At 44.3% G+C, this 16,258-nt stretch carries 20 protein-coding genes; 2 read left to right on the top strand and 18 right to left on the bottom strand.

Translation table 11 applies throughout. The features are described from left to right. The 9 genes from AB2B49_RS06580 to AB2B49_RS06540 form a co-directional block, all read right to left on the bottom strand. A complete protein-coding gene (locus AB2B49_RS06580; RefSeq protein WP_000739701.1) occupies positions 1-195 on the bottom strand; it encodes a DNA-directed RNA polymerase subunit beta in 195 nt (64 codons plus the stop codon). Continuing rightward, a complete protein-coding gene (gene murA, locus AB2B49_RS06575; protein WP_320692015.1) occupies positions 182-1,465 on the bottom strand; it encodes a UDP-N-acetylglucosamine 1-carboxyvinyltransferase in 1,284 nt (427 codons plus the stop codon). Before murA ends, AB2B49_RS06580 begins: the two co-directional genes overlap by 14 nt. Before the next feature lie 23 nt (positions 1,466-1,488). Next, positions 1,489-1,719 (bottom strand): DUF1146 family protein, encoded by a 231-nt coding sequence (locus AB2B49_RS06570; protein WP_002892633.1) that lies wholly within the window; start codon positions 1,717-1,719, stop codon positions 1,489-1,491. 55 nt (positions 1,720-1,774) lie between these two features. Next, on the bottom strand, positions 1,775-2,812 hold the full coding sequence (locus tag AB2B49_RS06565; RefSeq protein WP_045593593.1) for a SepM family pheromone-processing serine protease: 1,038 nt from the start codon (positions 2,810-2,812) through the stop codon (positions 1,775-1,777). After that, positions 2,796-3,284 carry a pantetheine-phosphate adenylyltransferase gene (coaD, locus tag AB2B49_RS06560; protein WP_320692014.1) on the bottom strand — a complete coding sequence of 163 codons (489 nt, stop codon included), beginning with the start codon at positions 3,282-3,284 and terminating at the stop codon, positions 2,796-2,798. Before coaD ends, AB2B49_RS06565 begins: the two co-directional genes overlap by 17 nt. Beyond that, positions 3,274-3,813, bottom strand: coding sequence for a 16S rRNA (guanine(966)-N(2))-methyltransferase RsmD (rsmD, locus tag AB2B49_RS06555; RefSeq protein WP_320692013.1), 540 nt, complete (start codon positions 3,811-3,813; stop codon positions 3,274-3,276). The genes coaD and rsmD overlap by 11 nt, the downstream gene beginning before the upstream one ends. Positions 3,814-3,877: 64 nt before the next feature. Next, a complete protein-coding gene (gene asnA / locus AB2B49_RS06550) occupies positions 3,878-4,870 on the bottom strand; it encodes an aspartate--ammonia ligase (protein WP_000747998.1) in 993 nt (330 codons plus the stop codon). Between the two features lie 109 nt (positions 4,871-4,979). Beyond that, on the bottom strand, positions 4,980-5,663 hold the full coding sequence (locus AB2B49_RS06545; RefSeq protein ID WP_001076870.1) for a Bax inhibitor-1/YccA family protein: 684 nt from the start codon (positions 5,661-5,663) through the stop codon (positions 4,980-4,982). A gap of 54 nt (positions 5,664-5,717) precedes the next feature. Continuing rightward, positions 5,718-6,458, bottom strand: coding sequence for a TrmH family RNA methyltransferase (locus AB2B49_RS06540; RefSeq protein ID WP_000152694.1), 741 nt, complete (start codon positions 6,456-6,458; stop codon positions 5,718-5,720). 33 nt (positions 6,459-6,491) lie between these two features. Between AB2B49_RS06540 and AB2B49_RS06535 the strand changes: the two genes are divergently transcribed. Together AB2B49_RS06535 and yidC are read left to right on the top strand one after the other, a co-directional pair. Continuing rightward, entirely contained in the window at positions 6,492-6,770 is a 279-nt protein-coding gene (locus AB2B49_RS06535) for an acylphosphatase (protein WP_001174609.1), read from the top strand. A 77-nt stretch (positions 6,771-6,847) separates the two neighbouring features. Continuing rightward, on the top strand, positions 6,848-7,777 hold the full coding sequence (yidC, locus tag AB2B49_RS06530; RefSeq protein WP_025168797.1) for a membrane protein insertase YidC: 930 nt from the start codon (positions 6,848-6,850) through the stop codon (positions 7,775-7,777). Positions 7,778-7,850: 73 nt separating this feature from the next. On the opposite strand, the gene pflA is transcribed toward yidC, so the two are convergent. The 9 genes from pflA to rsmA form a co-directional block, all read right to left on the bottom strand. Then, a complete protein-coding gene (gene pflA, locus AB2B49_RS06525; RefSeq protein ID WP_001288280.1) occupies positions 7,851-8,645 on the bottom strand; it encodes a pyruvate formate-lyase-activating protein in 795 nt (264 codons plus the stop codon). Between the two features lie 123 nt (positions 8,646-8,768). Next, entirely contained in the window at positions 8,769-10,022 is a 1,254-nt protein-coding gene (locus tag AB2B49_RS06520; protein ID WP_320692012.1) for a diaminopimelate decarboxylase, read from the bottom strand. A gap of 66 nt (positions 10,023-10,088) precedes the next feature. Beyond that, complete coding sequence (purR, locus tag AB2B49_RS06515) at positions 10,089-10,916, bottom strand: pur operon repressor (protein ID WP_002874197.1); 828 nt, start codon at positions 10,914-10,916, stop codon at positions 10,089-10,091. 104 nt (positions 10,917-11,020) lie between these two features. Then, complete coding sequence (locus tag AB2B49_RS06510) at positions 11,021-11,962, bottom strand: 3'-5' exoribonuclease YhaM family protein (RefSeq protein ID WP_000703210.1); 942 nt, start codon at positions 11,960-11,962, stop codon at positions 11,021-11,023. Further along, positions 11,952-13,208, bottom strand: a complete 1,257-nt coding sequence (locus AB2B49_RS06505) for a DNA recombination protein RmuC (protein WP_061421642.1) — start codon at positions 13,206-13,208, stop codon at positions 11,952-11,954. The genes AB2B49_RS06510 and AB2B49_RS06505 overlap by 11 nt, the downstream gene beginning before the upstream one ends. 1 nt (position 13,209) lies before the next feature. After that, positions 13,210-13,872, bottom strand: a complete 663-nt coding sequence (locus AB2B49_RS06500; RefSeq protein ID WP_254734006.1) for a thiamine diphosphokinase — start codon at positions 13,870-13,872, stop codon at positions 13,210-13,212. After that, entirely contained in the window at positions 13,835-14,491 is a 657-nt protein-coding gene (rpe, locus tag AB2B49_RS06495; RefSeq protein ID WP_071851894.1) for a ribulose-phosphate 3-epimerase, read from the bottom strand. Before rpe ends, AB2B49_RS06500 begins: the two co-directional genes overlap by 38 nt. A gap of 10 nt (positions 14,492-14,501) precedes the next feature. Further along, positions 14,502-15,380, bottom strand: a complete 879-nt coding sequence (gene rsgA / locus AB2B49_RS06490) for a ribosome small subunit-dependent GTPase A (protein WP_071851896.1) — start codon at positions 15,378-15,380, stop codon at positions 14,502-14,504. A 1-nt stretch (position 15,381) separates the two neighbouring features. Then, the gene (gene rsmA / locus AB2B49_RS06485; RefSeq protein WP_001216843.1) at positions 15,382-16,254 is read right to left on the bottom strand and encodes a 16S rRNA (adenine(1518)-N(6)/adenine(1519)-N(6))-dimethyltransferase RsmA; all 873 of its coding nucleotides are present in this window, start codon (positions 16,252-16,254) and stop codon (positions 15,382-15,384) included. Between the last annotated feature and the right edge of the window lie 4 nt (positions 16,255-16,258).

Raw genomic sequence — 16,258 nt, 5'->3', positions numbered from 1 at the left:
CTAATTTCCTGTAAATTTGCTAATCAATTCCTGCCACTTTGCTGGAGACAAGATTGCCCATGGATCCTGTCCCTTTCCTAGGATACCATAACCAACCATCAAGCCGATTCCTAAAGCCAAAAAGCCTAGCAATAGTACGATAAAAATCAACAGTAAACGACGGAGTACATAGCGTAAATTTTTATTCTTCTTCATCATTTGCCTCGATTCGCTGAATCTTCGCTCCTAGCTGAGCCAATTTCTCATGAAAACGGTAGTAACCTCTATCAAGGTGGACTAACTTACCGACAACTGTTTCTCCCTGCGCCACCAGACCTGTCAAAATCAAAGCAGCACTAGCGCGAAGATCCGTTGATAGAACTTCAGCCCCCTGTAAAGCTTGTCCCCCAACAATACGAGCCGTGTCACGGATAATCTCTGAATGCAAACCCATACGGCGCATTTCCTCTAAGTGTTGGAAGCGATTCTCAAACACCGTTTCCACCATGGTGGATTCCCCTTTTGCGACTGTCATCAGAGCTGTAAATTGCGCCTGCATATCTGTTGGAAAGCCTGGATGTGGTAAGGTTTTTACATGAACAGCCTTGAGATTTTCAAGTTGAGAACGAACACGGATACCTTCTGACTCCTCTGTCACTTCAACGCCCATTTCAAGTAGTTTTGAGATTAAGGGGCGATTATGTTCCCAGACTGCATCACGAACGAGGACATCGCCACCAGTCATAGCTGCAGCCACCATAAAGGTTCCGGCTTCGATACGATCTTGAACGACATTGTGGGTCGCACCATGGAGTTCCTCGACACCAGTCACTGTGATGGTTTCGGTACCAGCTCCCTTGACCTTGGCTCCCATTTCATTAAGGAGAATAGCGAGGTCAACAATTTCTGGCTCACGCGCAGCATTTTCAATGACTGTCACACCATCAGCTAGAGTCGCTGCCATCATGAGGTTTTGTGTTGCGCCGACACTAGGGAAGTCCATGTAGATATGAGCGCCATGCAGGCGTTCTGCCTTGGCTTCGATGTAACCAGCTGTCTGGGTGATTTTTGCCCCCATAGCTTCCAAACCTTTGAGGTGGAGGTCGATTGGACGACTCCCGATAGTGCACCCTCCTGGCATAGAAACTTTGGCATGGCCTACACGAGCAAGGATTGGTCCCAAGACTACAATCGATGCACGCATCTTGCTGACATACTTGTATGGAGCTTCCTCCGTGATATCACCAGTCGCATCAACCTCGACAACATGTGCTTCCTCATCAAAGTTCACCTTGGCATTCAGACCACGAACCACTTGATTCATGGTGAAAACATCTGATAAGATTGGGACGTTCTGCAAGACTGTCTTACCCTTGCTTGCTAGAATAGTCGCTGCCAACAAAGGCAAGACTGCATTCTTTGCTCCCTCGATCGTCACACTCCCGACCAGACGATTATCTCCGCCTTGAACCACAATTTTTTCCATAGCTGTTTCCTTTACTTTTGATTTTATAATAGTCCTCTAAGCGCTTCTTGCCACAGTTGGTACAAACTGATAAAGAATGAACTCAAGATGTAGCCCATCACAATACTAAAGAAGCCTACCAACAAACGAACTTTTTTTGTGTTAGTAGCGGTCACTTTTAAAACCTTTTCCCATCTCACAAGATCCTTCAAAAGGTAAAAACTCAAATAAATAAAGAGTATATGACTACTTAGAGTGAATAATAATTGAACCATTTGACTATTATACCATCTTATCTGCTTGCGCGCTAGTTTTCAATTTTTCTACGAATTAGGGATTGTTTTTAAGGTAATCAATTGCATCCTGCAAAGTCTTAACGGGAACGATTTTCATCTCTGTTTTGATCGTTTTAGCAGCTTCTAAGGCTGTTTCATAGTTGCTTTTCGCATTGGGATCTGCTTTCTTTGCTTCCTCGGTAACTGGATTGTCAGGAGCAAAAAAGATGTTGGCTCCCTGACGAGAGGCTGCAACCACTTTTTTGTCAATTCCACCGATGTCGCCAACATTTCCATCGCGATCAATAGTTCCCGTTCCCGCAACGATACGGCCATTACGAAGTCCTGGATCTGCTATCTGGGTGTAAATAGCTAGACTAAACATAAGACCGGCACTTGGCCCGCCGATACCAGCTGTTGAAAAGCGAATTGGAACATCACTGGTCACTTCCGTACGGTCAATCAAACCAATCCCAATCCCGTTTTTCCCGTTTTCGAGAGTGATAATTTTACCTTCTGCAGACTTGACTTTTCCGTCTTCTTCATAGGTTACCTTGACCGTGTCCCCTAATTGTTGAGAATTGACATAGTCGACCAAGTCTTTTGAACTGTCAAATGTTTTGTCATTAACAGCCGTCACTGTATCTGCAATGTTCAGAATGCCTTTAAAAGTCGAATTATCCGTCACAGTTAAGACATAAACTCCCAAGTACTTGAGTTCGATATCCTTACCAGCCGTCTTCAGTCCTTGATACTTGGCCATATTTTGAGAAGTTTGCATGTAGAACTGATTGATCCGCATAAACTCCGCATCCGTAGAGCCACCCGTAGTTTCCTTGGCACTTCTAATATCCGTGAAAGGTGTTAACCAAGCATAGACAAGATGCGACAGGGTTGCGTGTCGAATGCCGACTGTTACAAACTGGTAAGCTCCTGCTTCCGTATCCTCTGTTTCATTGACTTTCAAAACGCGACGAATATCTTCCGCTCCACCTGGAACTTCTATGTAGTAGGGCAAAGGTACTACAAAGGCCAAAAAAGTCAATACTAGTGCTAGGATGGCATATAAGGGCCATCTAGTTTTTTTCTTCATGTTCTAATTCCTCCACAACACTGTTTGGGACATACTCTTGAATCTCCTGGCCAAACTTCAGGAGCTCTCTGATGGCTGACGAGCTGATATAGAGATGCTCTGGGCGACTATGTAGGTAGACCGTCTCAATCTCTGGAGCCAGTTGATGATTGTAGTAGTCAAAACTAGCCTCGTATTGCAAGTCTGTAGCATTCCGCAAGCCACGGACAAGAGTTTTAGCTCCCAGTCTTCTTGCAACATCGACGACTAGTTGGTCATGAGAAGCCAGCACCTCTACATTATCTAAATGCGCCACCGCTTTTTCAACTGCTCGTTTGCGATTGTCAACAGGGAGAAAGCCTTGTTTGTGGGGATTGTAGAACACCCCGACATAGAGCTTATCAAAGAGTTTGCTGGCACGTTCAATCATATCCAGATGTCCATTTGTCATCGGATCAAATGAACCTGTAAATAATCCAATTTTATCTGACATAAACTGTCACCTTACTAATCCCATATATTTTTTCCTTCCAGATGCCTAAGCAGGCGATTTCTTCTGGAAGTTCTACAGACTTATCGGTTTCACAGACAACCATGACCTCTTCGGAGAAAAGGGTTCTTTCTGCCATTTTCTCGATATCTGCAACGATTTGCTCCTTGGCATAGGGAGGGTCTAAAAAGACCAGGTCAAAGGGACCATTCACTTGCTCCAAGGCCCGTTCAGCCTCCATCTTTAAGAGTTGAAATTTGGAAACTTCCTTGGTCATTTGGATATTTTCAACGATGATACCTTGTGCCTTTCGATCCCGCTCCACTAAGACAGCATGGGACATCCCACGCGAGACTGCCTCGATGGATAAACCACCACTGCCAGCATAGAGATCCAAGACACGACCACCCTCAAAATAGGGACCTATCATGTTAAAGATAGCTCCACGCACCTTATCTGATGTCGGCCTCGTCGTCTTGCCTTCTAGCGTCTTGAGGGGACGCCCTCCGTAGATTCCTGATACGATTTTCATACCGTTTATTATACCAAATTATGGGCAAAAAGAGAAAGAAAACCGAACCTTGCGGTTCGATTCTCTACAAAATATTTTCGTACGTATCGCGGACTTCTTGAGGCCAGACACTGGTCTGGACCTCTCCGATGTGTTTCTTACGAAGAAGGAACATGGCCATACGAGACTGTCCGATACCTCCACCGATTGTCAGTGGGAAAAGGCCGTTAAGCAAGGCTTTATGCCATTCCAACTCCAGACGATCTTCGTCTCCTGTAAGAGCCACTTGGCGACGAAGGGTATCCTCATCTACCCGAATCCCCATTGATGAAAGTTCAAAGGCACAACCAAGAGATTCGTTCCAAACTAGAATATCCCCATTTAACCCTTTGTAGCCATTCTCAGACTCTGTAGTCCAGTCATCGTAGTCAGGCGCACGTCCGTCATGAGGTTTTCCGTCAGGCAACTCGCCACCAATACCAATCAAGAAGACAGCACCGAACTCTTTACAGATTGCATTTTCACGCTCTTTCGGTGTTAAGTCTGGATAGCGTTCTACCAACTCTTCTGTATGGATAAAGGTGATTTGTTTTGGCAAGATGGATTCGATATCGTAGCGAGCTTCTACGGCTAGCTCTGTTAGACGAATAGCCTTGTAAATCTTCTCAACGGTTTCTTTGAGATAGGCGATATTGCGTTGACCATTTGGGATAACCTTCTCCCAGTCCCACTGGTCCACATAAACTGAGTGGGTCGCGTCGAGCGAATCTTCGTCTGGACGAAGGGCCTTCATATGAACAAACAGACCTTCACCTTCACCGAAACCAAAACGGGCTAAGGTGTGGCGTTTCCATTTGGCAAGTGAGTGAACGACTTCATAGGTTTCATCTGGAATCTGCAAGACCTTGACGGATACTGGATTTTCGACACCTGATAGGTTGTCCTGCATCCCATCCCCGACCTTGCTCAAGATAGGACCTTGAACTTCAACAACTTCTAACTTATCTTTCAAATACTGGGTAAAAGTGTTTTTGACAAAGGAAATTTCTTCTTGTTGATGAATAAAACTTTTCTTCATAAACAGCTCCTCAAAAATTAGTTAAAAGCATTATACACCTATTTCCAAGAAAAGAAAAGAGTAAATAAGAAAAAGTCAGTGCTCTTTTGAACACTGACTCTGTCATTCATTAATCGTTTCGACCAAAGATACGTAAGATGCTAAGGAAGAGGTTGATAAAGTCTAGGTAGATGCTGAGAGCCATTGAAATGACCCAACCTGTCGCTACTTGCCCTCGTGACTGCTCATAAACATAGCGAATCTTTTGGTTGTCCCAAGCAATCAAACCTGAGAAAACCAAGACCATGGCAATACTAATCATGTAGTCAAAGAAACTATTGGCTAAAAATAGATTCACAACCATGGCAATGATGAGACCAACGAGCGCCGCCATCAAAGCTCGGCCCATTCCACTCAAATCTTTCTTAGTGAAAATTCCGATTGCCGCCATGACAAAGAAAAGAAGAGCACTGGATACAAAGGCTGATAAGACGGTCCCAGGTGTATAGAAGGCTACGACAAAACTGAGCGTAAAGCCATTTAAAACAGAATAAACTAAAAATACTGGGAGAGCTGCTGGGCTATTTTTGGCAGCCATGCTACTTGCAACAAAGACCAGAGCAAGTTCTGCAAAAGTTGCAATCATCAGCCAGAGACGGCCATGCATTAAAAAGTAAACCAATTGGGACTGAAAGACTGTCAACATCAAAGCTGACACGAGAGCTGATAGACCAATCCCAAGTCCCACAAAGGCATAAACCTTGGCGTAAAATTGATTGAGGCCTGAACGTTCTTGAATAATCGTTTGATTCATTCTGATTCTCCTTTTTTTATAAATATGTCTTGATTATAACAAAGATTTTATAAATTAGCTGAAATAAAACATCAAAATGCCTGCTGCAACTGCCACGTTGAGACTTTCTGCTCGGCCTTTCATGCCTATATGAACCAGCTGATCAGCACTCTCAGCCATGACAGAACTAATCCCCTGCCCTTCATTTCCCATGACTAAAACAAAGTTCTCTAGTGAAGAAAGCTCACGATAATCCTTTGAATCTCTCGATAAGGTCGTTGCTAGAAAGGGCAAATTGCTCTTTTTTGCCTCTACTACAAAGGTGGCAACAGGCATACGATAGATAGGCAAGTGAAAATGACTTCCTTGCATGGAACGCAGAGTCTTGAGACTGTAGATATCTGCTGACTTGTCTGAGACAATAACCCCTGTAAAACCTGCAGCATCCGCAGTCCGAATCATGGTACCTACATTCCCAGGATCTTGAACATCCTCTAAAAATAGATACTTGCCCTGACGAAAATCAGGCAGACCCACTTCTTCTTTTTGAATCACTGCAACAATCCCTTGAGGAGTTTGCGTATCTGCCAAATCCAGCAAAATCTCCTCTGAAACCCAGACTGTTTGTGGAAAAGCCGCTAGCTGATCTAGGTAACTTTCTAGGGCAAAGACCTTTTCAATCGTCACCCCTGCTTGAACAGCTTCTTCAAACAAGTGCCAGCCCTCAATCAAATAAGCAGACTTTCGATATTTTTTTTGATGTAATTTCTTGGCATTTTTTACCACAGAATTGGCTTTTGAGGTTATAATAGTCATAGAAATATTATAACACAATCAAAGGGGTTTGGTATGCAAAAGGTTAGAATGATTGCCCAAGGCAGGGTGCAAGGTGTTGGTTTCCGTTGGGGTGTTGTTACTTTAGCTCTTGAAATCGGTGGCATAACTGGTCGTGTCTGGAATAACGACGATGGCACAGTGGAAATTCTTGCTCAGGCAGACTCTTCTGCCACTATGGCAAAATTTATCCAAGAAATCCGAAAAGGTCCGACACCTTTTTCAAAAGTTACCTATCTAGATGTACAAATGAGCAACTTTTCATCCTATTCGGACTTCAAAGTCGCAAATTAGGTCTCTAGAACTATTGTATATTTTACAAAAAAACAGTAGAATAGAAAGGTATAATTTTTAAAGAAGGAATGAAAACATTGAAATCTATTAAACGTTTTGCCCTCTCTGCTATGGGAGTGGCTATGCTACTCGTCTTGACAGGTTGCGTTCAGATTGATAATGCAACAGGTAAGCCAATTGGTCCCGTTTGGGATTTCTTGGGTGCTCCGATGGGAGAAGCTATCAAGTACTTCGCTACTGATAAAGGTCTAGGCTTCGGGGTCGCTATCATTATCGTCACCATTATCGTTCGTTTGATTATCTTGCCACTCGGTATCTACCAATCATGGAAGGCGACACTTCACTCTGAAAAGATGAACGCTCTCAAACATGTGCTTGAACCACATCAAACCCGTCTCAAAGAAGCAACAACTCAGGAAGAAAAACTAGAAGCGCAACAAGCTCTCTTTGCTGCCCAAAAAGAACATGGTATCAGCATGCTCGGTGGTGTAGGATGTTTCCCTATCCTCATTCAAATGCCTTTCTTCTCTGCTATCTACTTTGCTGCCCAACATACTGATGGAGTTGCTCAAGCAAGCTACCTAGGAATTCCTCTAGGGTCTCCAAGTATGATTTTGGTTGCCTGTGCTGGTGTCCTTTACTATCTTCAATCGCTCCTCTCACTTCACGGAGTAGAAGATGAAATGCAAAGAGAACAGCTCAAGAAAATGATTTACATGAGCCCACTCATGATTGTCTTCTTCTCCTTCTTCGCACCAGCCAGTGTGACGCTTTACTGGGTTGTCGGTGGTTTCATGATGATTCTCCAACAGTTCATCGTTAACTATGTTGTTCGTCCAAAACTCCGCAAAAAAGTTCGTGAAGAATTTGCCAAAAATCCACCAAAAGCAAGTTCATTTTCAACTGGAGGCGGACGTAAAGATGTCACTCCAAACCAAGCAACTGCGATCATGACTAATAAGAAACATAAAAAACGCAATGCTGGTAAACAACATTCTAGAAAATAAGAAAAAGGCTTAGCTGAGAGGCTAGGCTTTTTATGCATCACAAAAGCCCGATGTCTCCATCGGGCTTCTTTTTTTATCCATGAACACGTTTCATGTAATCTTGGTAACTTTCTGTATCCATCAACTCCTTGGCATTCTTAACACGGTCTGCTGTTGGAGGTTTGACCCCTTCGAGCGAATAAGGAATCCCAAGTTCACGCCACTTGAATTCTCCCATCGTATGATAAGGTAGGATTTCAAACTTGTCAACATTTTTGAGGGTTTTGACGAATTTACCGAGTTCGATTAAGTCGTCATCTCTATCTGTCAATCCCGGAACCAGCACATGGCGAATCCAAACAGGCTTCCCAATATCTGATAGGTACTGGGCACAGGCCAAGATGTTTTTATTGGTTTGGCTTGTGACAATCTTGTGCTGTTCTTCGTTAATTTCCTTGATATCCAGGAGAACCAAGTCTGTCACCGCCATGAGTTTATTAAACTTTTCGAGATAACGTGGTTTATTACGGAACGGAAGGGCACAGGTATCCAAGGTACAGTGGATTCCTTTTTCCTTGGCCTTGGTAAAGAGGGCAATTAGGAAATCAATCTGTAAGAGGGCCTCTCCACCACTGACAGTGATTCCTCCCTTGTCTCCCCAGAAACCACGGTAGCGAAGGGCTTCTGTCAAGACATCGTCTACTGTCCGTTCGCGTGATTTATTGGTCTCCATAGCCCATGTATCGGGGTTATGACAGTACTGGCAACGCATGTGACAGCCCTGCAAAAAGACAATAAACCGAATCCCAGGGCCATCTACCGCCCCAAAACTCTCTGTCGAATGCACCATTCCTGTCACTTGTCCATAGTCAATTGTTTCTTCAGACATATCGTCACCTTCCTTGAAACCGTTTTATAGTTTTATTATATCACGAGTAAGGTGAAAAACAAGGTTTTTTGTCTATTTTTTAGAAAGCAATCTGTTTTTCACTTTCATTTTCAATTTCTTTTACTAATCCGATTCAAAATCAAAACCATACAAGGTTGCGAAATAGTCCTCAGGGCGCTCTGCACGGCGGATTTGGCGGGCTTTTCCTTCTTCGGTATAGAGGATTTCTGCCGAGCGTAGTTTGGCATTGTACTGGTAACCCATGGAGAATCCATGTGCACCTGTATCATGAATCACTAGCAAATCACCGATCTCTGTATGAGGTAGCTCGCGCTTCACTGCAAATTTATCATTGTTTTCACAGAGTGAACCGACCACGTCTACCATCTCAACTGGTCCGTCTGGATGGGTCAGATTGGTAATATGGTGGTAGGCCCCATACATGGCTGGACGCATGAGGTTGACTGCTGAAGCATCCACACCTAGATAGGTACGATAGGTTTTCTTCTTATGAGTGACTCTTGTGACGAGAGCTCCATGAGGGGCTAACATAAAACGGCCTAACTCTGTGAAAATCTTAACCTGACTAAGACCTGCTGGCGTAAGGACTTCCTCATAAACCTTACGAACTCCCTCACCAATCACAGCAATGTCATTTGGCTCCTGCTCAGGACGATAGTTGACACCAATACCGCCGGAAAGATTGATAAAGTCTAGCGAAATACCCAACTTTTCCTTGATTTCAACAGCCAATTCAAAAAGCTGACGCGCCAACTCTGGGTAGTAGAGATGAGTCACGGTATTGGATGCTAGGAAAGAGTGAATCCCAAATGTCTTGGCTCCTTTTTCTTTCAAGATGGCAAAGGCTTCAAAAAGCTGGTCCTTGGTCATCCCAAACTTGGCCTCCCCAGGATTGTCCATGATGTCTGTTCCTAGCTCAAAAACGCCTCCAGGATTGTAACGACAAGAGATAATTTCTGGAATGCCTGCCGCTCGCTCCAAATGTTCAATATCTTCAAAGGCATCCAAGTTAATGGTCGCACCTAACTCACGCGCATAGGCATATTCCTTGTCAGGCGTGTTGTTAGAAGAGAACATGATCTCAGAACCGGGGAAATCCAGTTTATGGCTCATCAGGAGCTCCACATAACTGGAACAGTCCACACCACAGCCTTCCTCTTTGAGGATTTTCAAGATGGCTGGGGTTGGAGTGGCCTTGACTGCAAAATATTCCTTAAATCCCTTGTTCCAAGAAAAAGCTTGGTTGACTGCTCTTGCTTTCTCGCGAATCCCCTTCTCATCATACAAGTGAAAGGGAGTCGGGAACTCTGCAACAATTGTTTCTAAATCTTCACGGCTGATAAATGGTGTTTTCATAAGCATCCTTCTATTCTGTTTGCAAAGAAAGGCTGGGACAAGCGTTCCAACCTTTAGTTCTATCTCTTATTTGTCTTCGTCAAAGATATTTCCAATCTCGACATCGATGGATTGGTTCTTGACATCAATATTGGTTACTTTCAAGAGTGATTTGTAATCAAACTGCTTTTCACGTTCTTCTTGAGCATTATCTGCAAAGACTGCAACACCAGCCAACTCTGAATCAAACTCACGCAAGAGACTAATCATCCCGTTGACAGTTCCGCCACCTTTCAAGAAGTCATCTACGATCAAGACACGACTGCCTGCCTTGAGGCTGCGTTTTGAAAGGAACATTTTCTCAATCCGGTCACCACTAGAACCTGATACATAGTTGACGCTGACTGTTGAGCCTTCGGTAATTTTCAAATCACGACGCACGATAACAAAAGGAACATTGAGAACGTTGGCAACTGCATTTGCAAGCGGAACCCCTTTAGTTGCTACTGTCATCACGGCATCGATTTTTTGGTCCATAAAGCTCTTGGCAATGATACGACCAATATTTTTCAAAATGGCAGGTGTACTGAGCAGATCAGACAGATAGATATAACCACCTGGCAAGATACGATCACTTTCTGAAAGTTTGTCACGCAAGTCTGCAATCATTTCTTTGGCTTCATGACTCGAGATTGATGGTGTAAAGATAACGCCACCACCTGCTCCAGTCACAGTCTGAATATGGCCGATTTCAATTTCCTCAAAGGCACGCTTGATAATCACGATGTCCTCTGAAATCGATGATTTAGCAGATTCGTACTTTTCTGCAAAGGTATTGAGACTTGTTAGTTTGTATGGATTATTAATCAAATAGTTGGAAATGACAACCATCCGATCACTTCTTCTTAATTTCATTTTTATTTACCATTCCATTTAATTTTGATATTTTATCCATTATACCACATTCACATAAAAAAACGAACATTATTGCGTAAAAAATGCTCGTTTTTCTTAAATTATTAATCTAAATCTGGTTTATAGAAGGAACGATTGTCCATAGCGAAGATTTTATTGGTCATCTCTCCTTTGTCCACCAAAGCTAGAGCTGTTGACATCATCATCATGCTGGCATCTAGATTGTCAATCATATGGATAATCTCTGCTTCCATAATGCGTGGACGGACTGGACTTCCATACTCCAGCAAGCCATGATGACTGAGGATGACATGGCGCAGTAGCACCACTTCTTCTCTAGTATCATCGATGCCCAGTTCCATGACGGTCTTGGTAATCTCACTATCGATCAGGGCGATATGGCCAAGGAGATTGCCTCGTACTGTATACTCCGTCTGATCTGGTCCCGTCAACTCAATAACCTTAGCCAAGTCGTGCAGCATAATCCCCGCATAGAGGAGGCTCTTGTTGAGCTGAGGATAAATCTCACTAATAGCATCTGCCAAGCGCACCATGGTTGCTGTATGATAGGCCAAACCCGTTTCAAAGGCGTGGTGGTTGGTCTTGGCAGCCGGATAGGAGTAGAATTCCTTATCATACTTGGTGTAGAGACTACGAACGATACGCTGCCAGACAGGATTTTCAATCTTGAAAATCATTTGCGACATGTAGTCACGGATTTCCTTGACATCAACTGGTGACTTGACCTTGAAGTCAGCTGGATCATTGGGTTCCCCAGGCTGAGGCAAGCGGAGAGTAATTTGATTGACTTGAGGAGTATTATTGTACACTTCTCGACGTCCCTGCATGTGGACCACCTTCCCAGCGGTAAAGGCCTCAACGTTATGAGGTTGGGCATCCCATAGTTTCCCCTCAATCTCGCCGCTATCGTCTTGGAAGGTAAAGGCTAGGTAGTTTTTCCCAGCTCGTGTCTGTCTCAGGTCAGCTGACTTAATCAGGTAAAAACCTTCAAACAGCTCATCTTTTTTCATGTGACTAATCTTCATATTCTTCCTCATCTTCTTGGAAATGGAGTAGATCAAGCGCAGGCTCACCTTCTGATAACTCAATGTGACGGAGCGTCCGCTCGATAGCTGTAGTACGACGGTTTAATAATTCATCAATATTGCCAGAGGCGTGTTGGAGATGCTTTTGTGCCTTGACCAGAATGCCTCCGAACTTGCCAAACTCGGTCTTAACGCTGGCAAGAGTCTTGCTAATATGGTCGGCACTCTTTTGGATATTGAGAGTTTTGAAGCCAACTGATAGAGAGTTAAGCAGGGCTGATAGGGTACTTGGACCTGCAACAATAATCTGCTCCTCCCGTCTCAAATCATCAAAGAAGACCGGATTGCGAACAATCTCTGAGTAAAGTCCTTCTGTCGGAACAAACAAGACTCCAAAATTGGTCGTTTGAGGTGGCGCTATGTACTTGCTCTTAATATCCTTGGCAAAGCGCTTGACGCTAGCTAGGAGTGACTTGCGACAGCGTTCAATCTCGTCCTTATCGCCTGCTTCATAGGCTTCTTCCAAGCGGTAGTAATCCGCCAGTGGAAACTTGGAGTCAATCGGCAAATAGACATATTCCTGGTCGCCCTGTCCAGGTAACTTGATGGCATACTCTACTCGCTCGCTGGAGTTCTCAACTGTTGCGTATTCTCGTTCATACTGGGCAGGTGTCATGATGTCTTCAATGATTTGCCCCAGTTGCAATTCTCCCAGAATCCCTCGCGTCTTGGTCCCAGAGAGAACCTTGTTGAGAGTACCAACATCACGGGCAACTGTCTGCATCTCTCCAAGGCCACGATTGACCGACTCTAGTTGCTTGGAAACTGTCTCGAAGGAAGCCTGCAAGCGTGTCTGTAATGTCTTTTCCAGTTTTTCCTCGACCGTCTGGCGCATTTGTTCCAAACGTTGCTCATTTGATTCTTGCAGGGCTTGAAGGCGTTGGTCGGTCTTATCTCTGGTTTGAAGGAGATTCTCGTTCATCTCCTGTCTAACTTGCGTCAGGCCTTGGTGCAACTCCATTCGCACTTCCTGCAAACGGTCGCTGACAGCCACTTCCAAATCTTTTTGGTCTAACTGGCTGGCTTGTCTGGCTTGTTCAAAGCGGTAATCCAGTTGGTCTGAAAGATTGTCTGCCTGATCCTCCAAGCTCTTGGCTAGGTACTTGTCTTGCTTATCCTGCCTTTGCCAAATGAGAAAGAGCCCAGCTAGGTTGGCAATTAATAATAGTAATAATACAGTCTCCATCCTACCTCCTGTCCTTGCTATGCAAGACAACCACATAGCCATCAGGGCAAGTCACCGAAACTTCCCTATCTATATATTCGTTAGAAGCGTACACTTTTTTAAAGAAAAAATTTTCCTCAGTCAATTCGTACTTGGCTCCGATAATGCTCAACTGACTATCCCGAACTGGCATAAAAGCAAGATAGTCATAGTCCGAACGAGGTTGAAGCTGACTGGTCCCTTCTGGACAATAGGCAATCAAGTTTTGCCCATCCTCAATCGCTATCTGGCGCATATAGGGTGCCAACTTGGGATTGCTAGGCAGAAAGACATTAGCCAGCATATGATCAATACGACCACCCAAAGCCCCAAAAATGGTCACTTGGGCTTGAGGATTTTGCTCAAAGATGGTCAAGAGAGCCAATTCCAGATCCGTATCATCCTTTTCTGGCTGAGCTTGAACAAAATGTTGGGCACGTTTTTGAATCAACTGGCGTTCGTCTGCAGTCACCGAATCAAAATCCCCAATTGCTAGAGTGAGAGGCAGATCTTCTTCCAAGACCCAGAGCGAACCGCGATCCACACCGACAAAGCAATCAAAATCCGTCCGGTAGTGACCGTGGTCTCCGCCTGCAAAAACGGCAACCCTAGTCCAGTTGTTTTCTGAGAGTTTGTACTCGCTCATTGACATCTCCCTTAAAGACATAGGAACCTGCTACAAAGACTGTAGCTCCAGCTTCTTTGGCCTGAGCAATGGTCTGGTCATCAATACCGCCATCGACTTCAATTTCAAAGTTCAAACCTTTTTCCTCACGAAGGGCAACCAACTCACCAATCTTGTCCATGGTTTCAGGCAGAAAGGCTTGTCCTCCAAATCCAGGATTCACTGTCATGACCAAGACTTGGTCAACTAGGTGAAGTACGTGTTTGATCGCCTCGACAGGTGTCCCAGGATTGATAACAACCGAAGGTTTGACACCTAGAGAACGAATCTTTTGAAGAGCACCATGGATATGAGGTGTTGCTTCCACATGGATGCTGATGATATCCGCACCTGCACGCGCAAAATCCTCTAAATGATGCTCTGGATTAGCTACCATCAAGTGGCAGTCAAAGACCATCTTACTATGAGGACGAAGAGCTTCGACCACACCTGCACCAAAGCTGATTTGTGGTACAAAATGACCATCCATAATATCGATATGGGCATATTCTGCACCAGTTGCTTCTAGGCGTCTGATTTCACGTTCAAAGTTGGCATAATCTGCTGCCAGAATTGACGGAGCAATCTTGTATTGAGACATAGGTTTCTCCTTATTTTGGAATTTTTTTGCTGACTTTTTTATAGGTTTCTCTGCGATTTTCAATTTCACTGAGAAATTGCAGGTAGTTGTCAAAACGGAAGGATGCAATGATGCCCTCTTCGACAGCCGGCTTAACCGCACAGGACGGTTCATGGGTATGGGTACAAGTACGGAATTTACAGTCTCGACTGACACTGGCAATCTCTGGAAAAGCCTGATTGAGGTCTTCAGCCGTTGACACTTCATAATCCAGTGATGAAAAGCCTGGTGTGTCCGCGATTTTACCCCCATTGAGGTTGTAAAAACTAACAGCTCGAGTGGTATGACGACCGCGACCCAGACTGTCTGAGATCTCTCCTGTTTCAAGATTGAGGTCCGGTGCGATTTTATTGAGGAGGGTTGATTTTCCAACACCTGTCTGCCCCATAAAGACCGTCACTTTGCCTGTCAACAAAGGCAGGAGTTCCTCTTTACTGGTCACAAAGTCATAGCCGATGTCACCGTATGTCTGCTGGTAAAAATCCAGTTCTCTTCTATCTTCCAGCAAGTCCATTTTAGAAATATAAACGATAGGATGGATACCCTTGTGTTCCAGAAGAACCAAGAACCGATCCAGCAAATTGCTATTAAAATCAGGTTCCTTGACGGACATGATCACCACGGCTTGGTCAATATTGACAATAGGAGGACGGACCAGACTGTTTTTCCGTTCATGAATCTTAAGGATATAACCTTCAGAATTTTCCTCGGCAGAAAAGTCTACCCAATCCCCAACATAGGGCGTGTGCCCTTTTTTACGGAAATTCCCACGCGCACGTGTCTGGTAAACTTGACCACCACTCTCTACATAGTAGAATCCTGCCAAGGCTTTAATAATTTGTCCCTGCATCTTAGAGTCCTTGTCCTTTAAGCGCATCTGCCAGACTGGCAAATTCTTCCAAGCTAAGTGCTTCCCCACGCACAGATGGAGACAAGCCTGCCTGATCCAAAGCCTTGGTCAACTTTTCCTTGACTTCATCAGTCTTGCCAAAGTAGCCTGTTAAGTTGTTCCACAAGGTCTTGCGACGATGAGTGAAACTAGCCTTGGAAACTTTAAAGAAAAATTGTTCATCTTTCACTGCTACGGCTGGTTCTGGACGGCGTACCATTTTCAGGATAGCCGAGTCCACGTTTGGGGCTGGCACAAAGACCGTACGAGGCACGATAAAGGCAACCTTGGCTGTCATGTAATACTGGACAGCAATCGACAAACTACCGTAAGCCTTGGTATTGGGTTGAGCGGAGATACGATCTGCCACTTCTTTTTGCATCATAACGACAAACTCACTAAAAGGAATGCCACTTTCAATCAAGTGCATGAGAATAGGCGTCGTAATGTAGTAAGGCAAGTTGGCTACCACCTTAATGGGCAGGTCTGGATTTTTGAAATTCTGGATATGCTGCGCCAAGTCAACTTTGAGAATGTCCTCGTTGACTACGGTCACATTATCAAAATCACGCAGGGTATCCGCTAAAATCGGTACCAAACGGTGGTCAATCTCAAAAGCCATGACCTCTGCCGCACGCTCAGCCAAAAATTCTGTCAAGGCACCAATTCCTGGACCGATTTCAATGACATTAACCTGATCATCAATCTCAGCTGTATCCACGATTTTTTGAAGAATATTGGTATCCGTCAGGAAATTTTGCCCAAAGGATTTTTTAAAGGTAAAACCGTGACGCTCCAGCACTGCCTTGGTCACGCTATAATCTGCAATTCTCATTTAT

The organism is Streptococcus jiangnanensis (assembly GCF_040888325.1).
In the GTDB taxonomy this organism is placed as follows: Bacteria; Bacillota; Bacilli; order Lactobacillales; family Streptococcaceae; genus Streptococcus; species Streptococcus jiangnanensis.
This window is presented reverse-complemented; position numbering and strand designations above follow the sequence as displayed.

Excerpts from the sequence above, each read along its gene's own strand:
- AB2B49_RS06580 (WP_000739701.1), bottom strand. The coding sequence starts at position 195 with ATGAAGAAGAATAAAAATTTACGCTATGTACTCCGTCGTTTACTGTTG.
- murA (WP_320692015.1), bottom strand. The coding sequence starts at position 1,465 with ATGGAAAAAATTGTGGTTCAAGGCGGAGATAATCGTCTGGTCGGGAGT.
- AB2B49_RS06570 (WP_002892633.1), bottom strand. The coding sequence starts at position 1,719 with ATGGTTCAATTATTATTCACTCTAAGTAGTCATATACTCTTTATTTAT.
- AB2B49_RS06565 (WP_045593593.1), bottom strand. The coding sequence starts at position 2,812 with ATGAAGAAAAAAACTAGATGGCCCTTATATGCCATCCTAGCACTAGTA.
- coaD (WP_320692014.1), bottom strand. The coding sequence starts at position 3,284 with ATGTCAGATAAAATTGGATTATTTACAGGTTCATTTGATCCGATGACA.
- rsmD (WP_320692013.1), bottom strand. The coding sequence starts at position 3,813 with ATGAAAATCGTATCAGGAATCTACGGAGGGCGTCCCCTCAAGACGCTA.
- asnA (WP_000747998.1), bottom strand. The coding sequence starts at position 4,870 with ATGAAGAAAAGTTTTATTCATCAACAAGAAGAAATTTCCTTTGTCAAA.
- AB2B49_RS06545 (WP_001076870.1), bottom strand. The coding sequence starts at position 5,663 with ATGAATCAAACGATTATTCAAGAACGTTCAGGCCTCAATCAATTTTAC.
- AB2B49_RS06540 (WP_000152694.1), bottom strand. The coding sequence starts at position 6,458 with ATGACTATTATAACCTCAAAAGCCAATTCTGTGGTAAAAAATGCCAAG.
- AB2B49_RS06535 (WP_001174609.1), top strand. The coding sequence starts at position 6,492 with ATGCAAAAGGTTAGAATGATTGCCCAAGGCAGGGTGCAAGGTGTTGGT.
- pflA (WP_001288280.1), bottom strand. The coding sequence starts at position 8,645 with ATGTCTGAAGAAACAATTGACTATGGACAAGTGACAGGAATGGTGCAT.
- AB2B49_RS06520 (WP_320692012.1), bottom strand. The coding sequence starts at position 10,022 with ATGAAAACACCATTTATCAGCCGTGAAGATTTAGAAACAATTGTTGCA.
- purR (WP_002874197.1), bottom strand. The coding sequence starts at position 10,916 with ATGAAATTAAGAAGAAGTGATCGGATGGTTGTCATTTCCAACTATTTG.
- AB2B49_RS06510 (WP_000703210.1), bottom strand. The coding sequence starts at position 11,962 with ATGAAGATTAGTCACATGAAAAAAGATGAGCTGTTTGAAGGTTTTTAC.
- AB2B49_RS06505 (WP_061421642.1), bottom strand. The coding sequence starts at position 13,208 with ATGGAGACTGTATTATTACTATTATTAATTGCCAACCTAGCTGGGCTC.
- AB2B49_RS06500 (WP_254734006.1), bottom strand. The coding sequence starts at position 13,872 with ATGAGCGAGTACAAACTCTCAGAAAACAACTGGACTAGGGTTGCCGTT.
- rpe (WP_071851894.1), bottom strand. The coding sequence starts at position 14,491 with ATGTCTCAATACAAGATTGCTCCGTCAATTCTGGCAGCAGATTATGCC.
- rsgA (WP_071851896.1), bottom strand. The coding sequence starts at position 15,380 with ATGCAGGGACAAATTATTAAAGCCTTGGCAGGATTCTACTATGTAGAG.
- rsmA (WP_001216843.1), bottom strand. The coding sequence starts at position 16,254 with ATGAGAATTGCAGATTATAGCGTGACCAAGGCAGTGCTGGAGCGTCAC.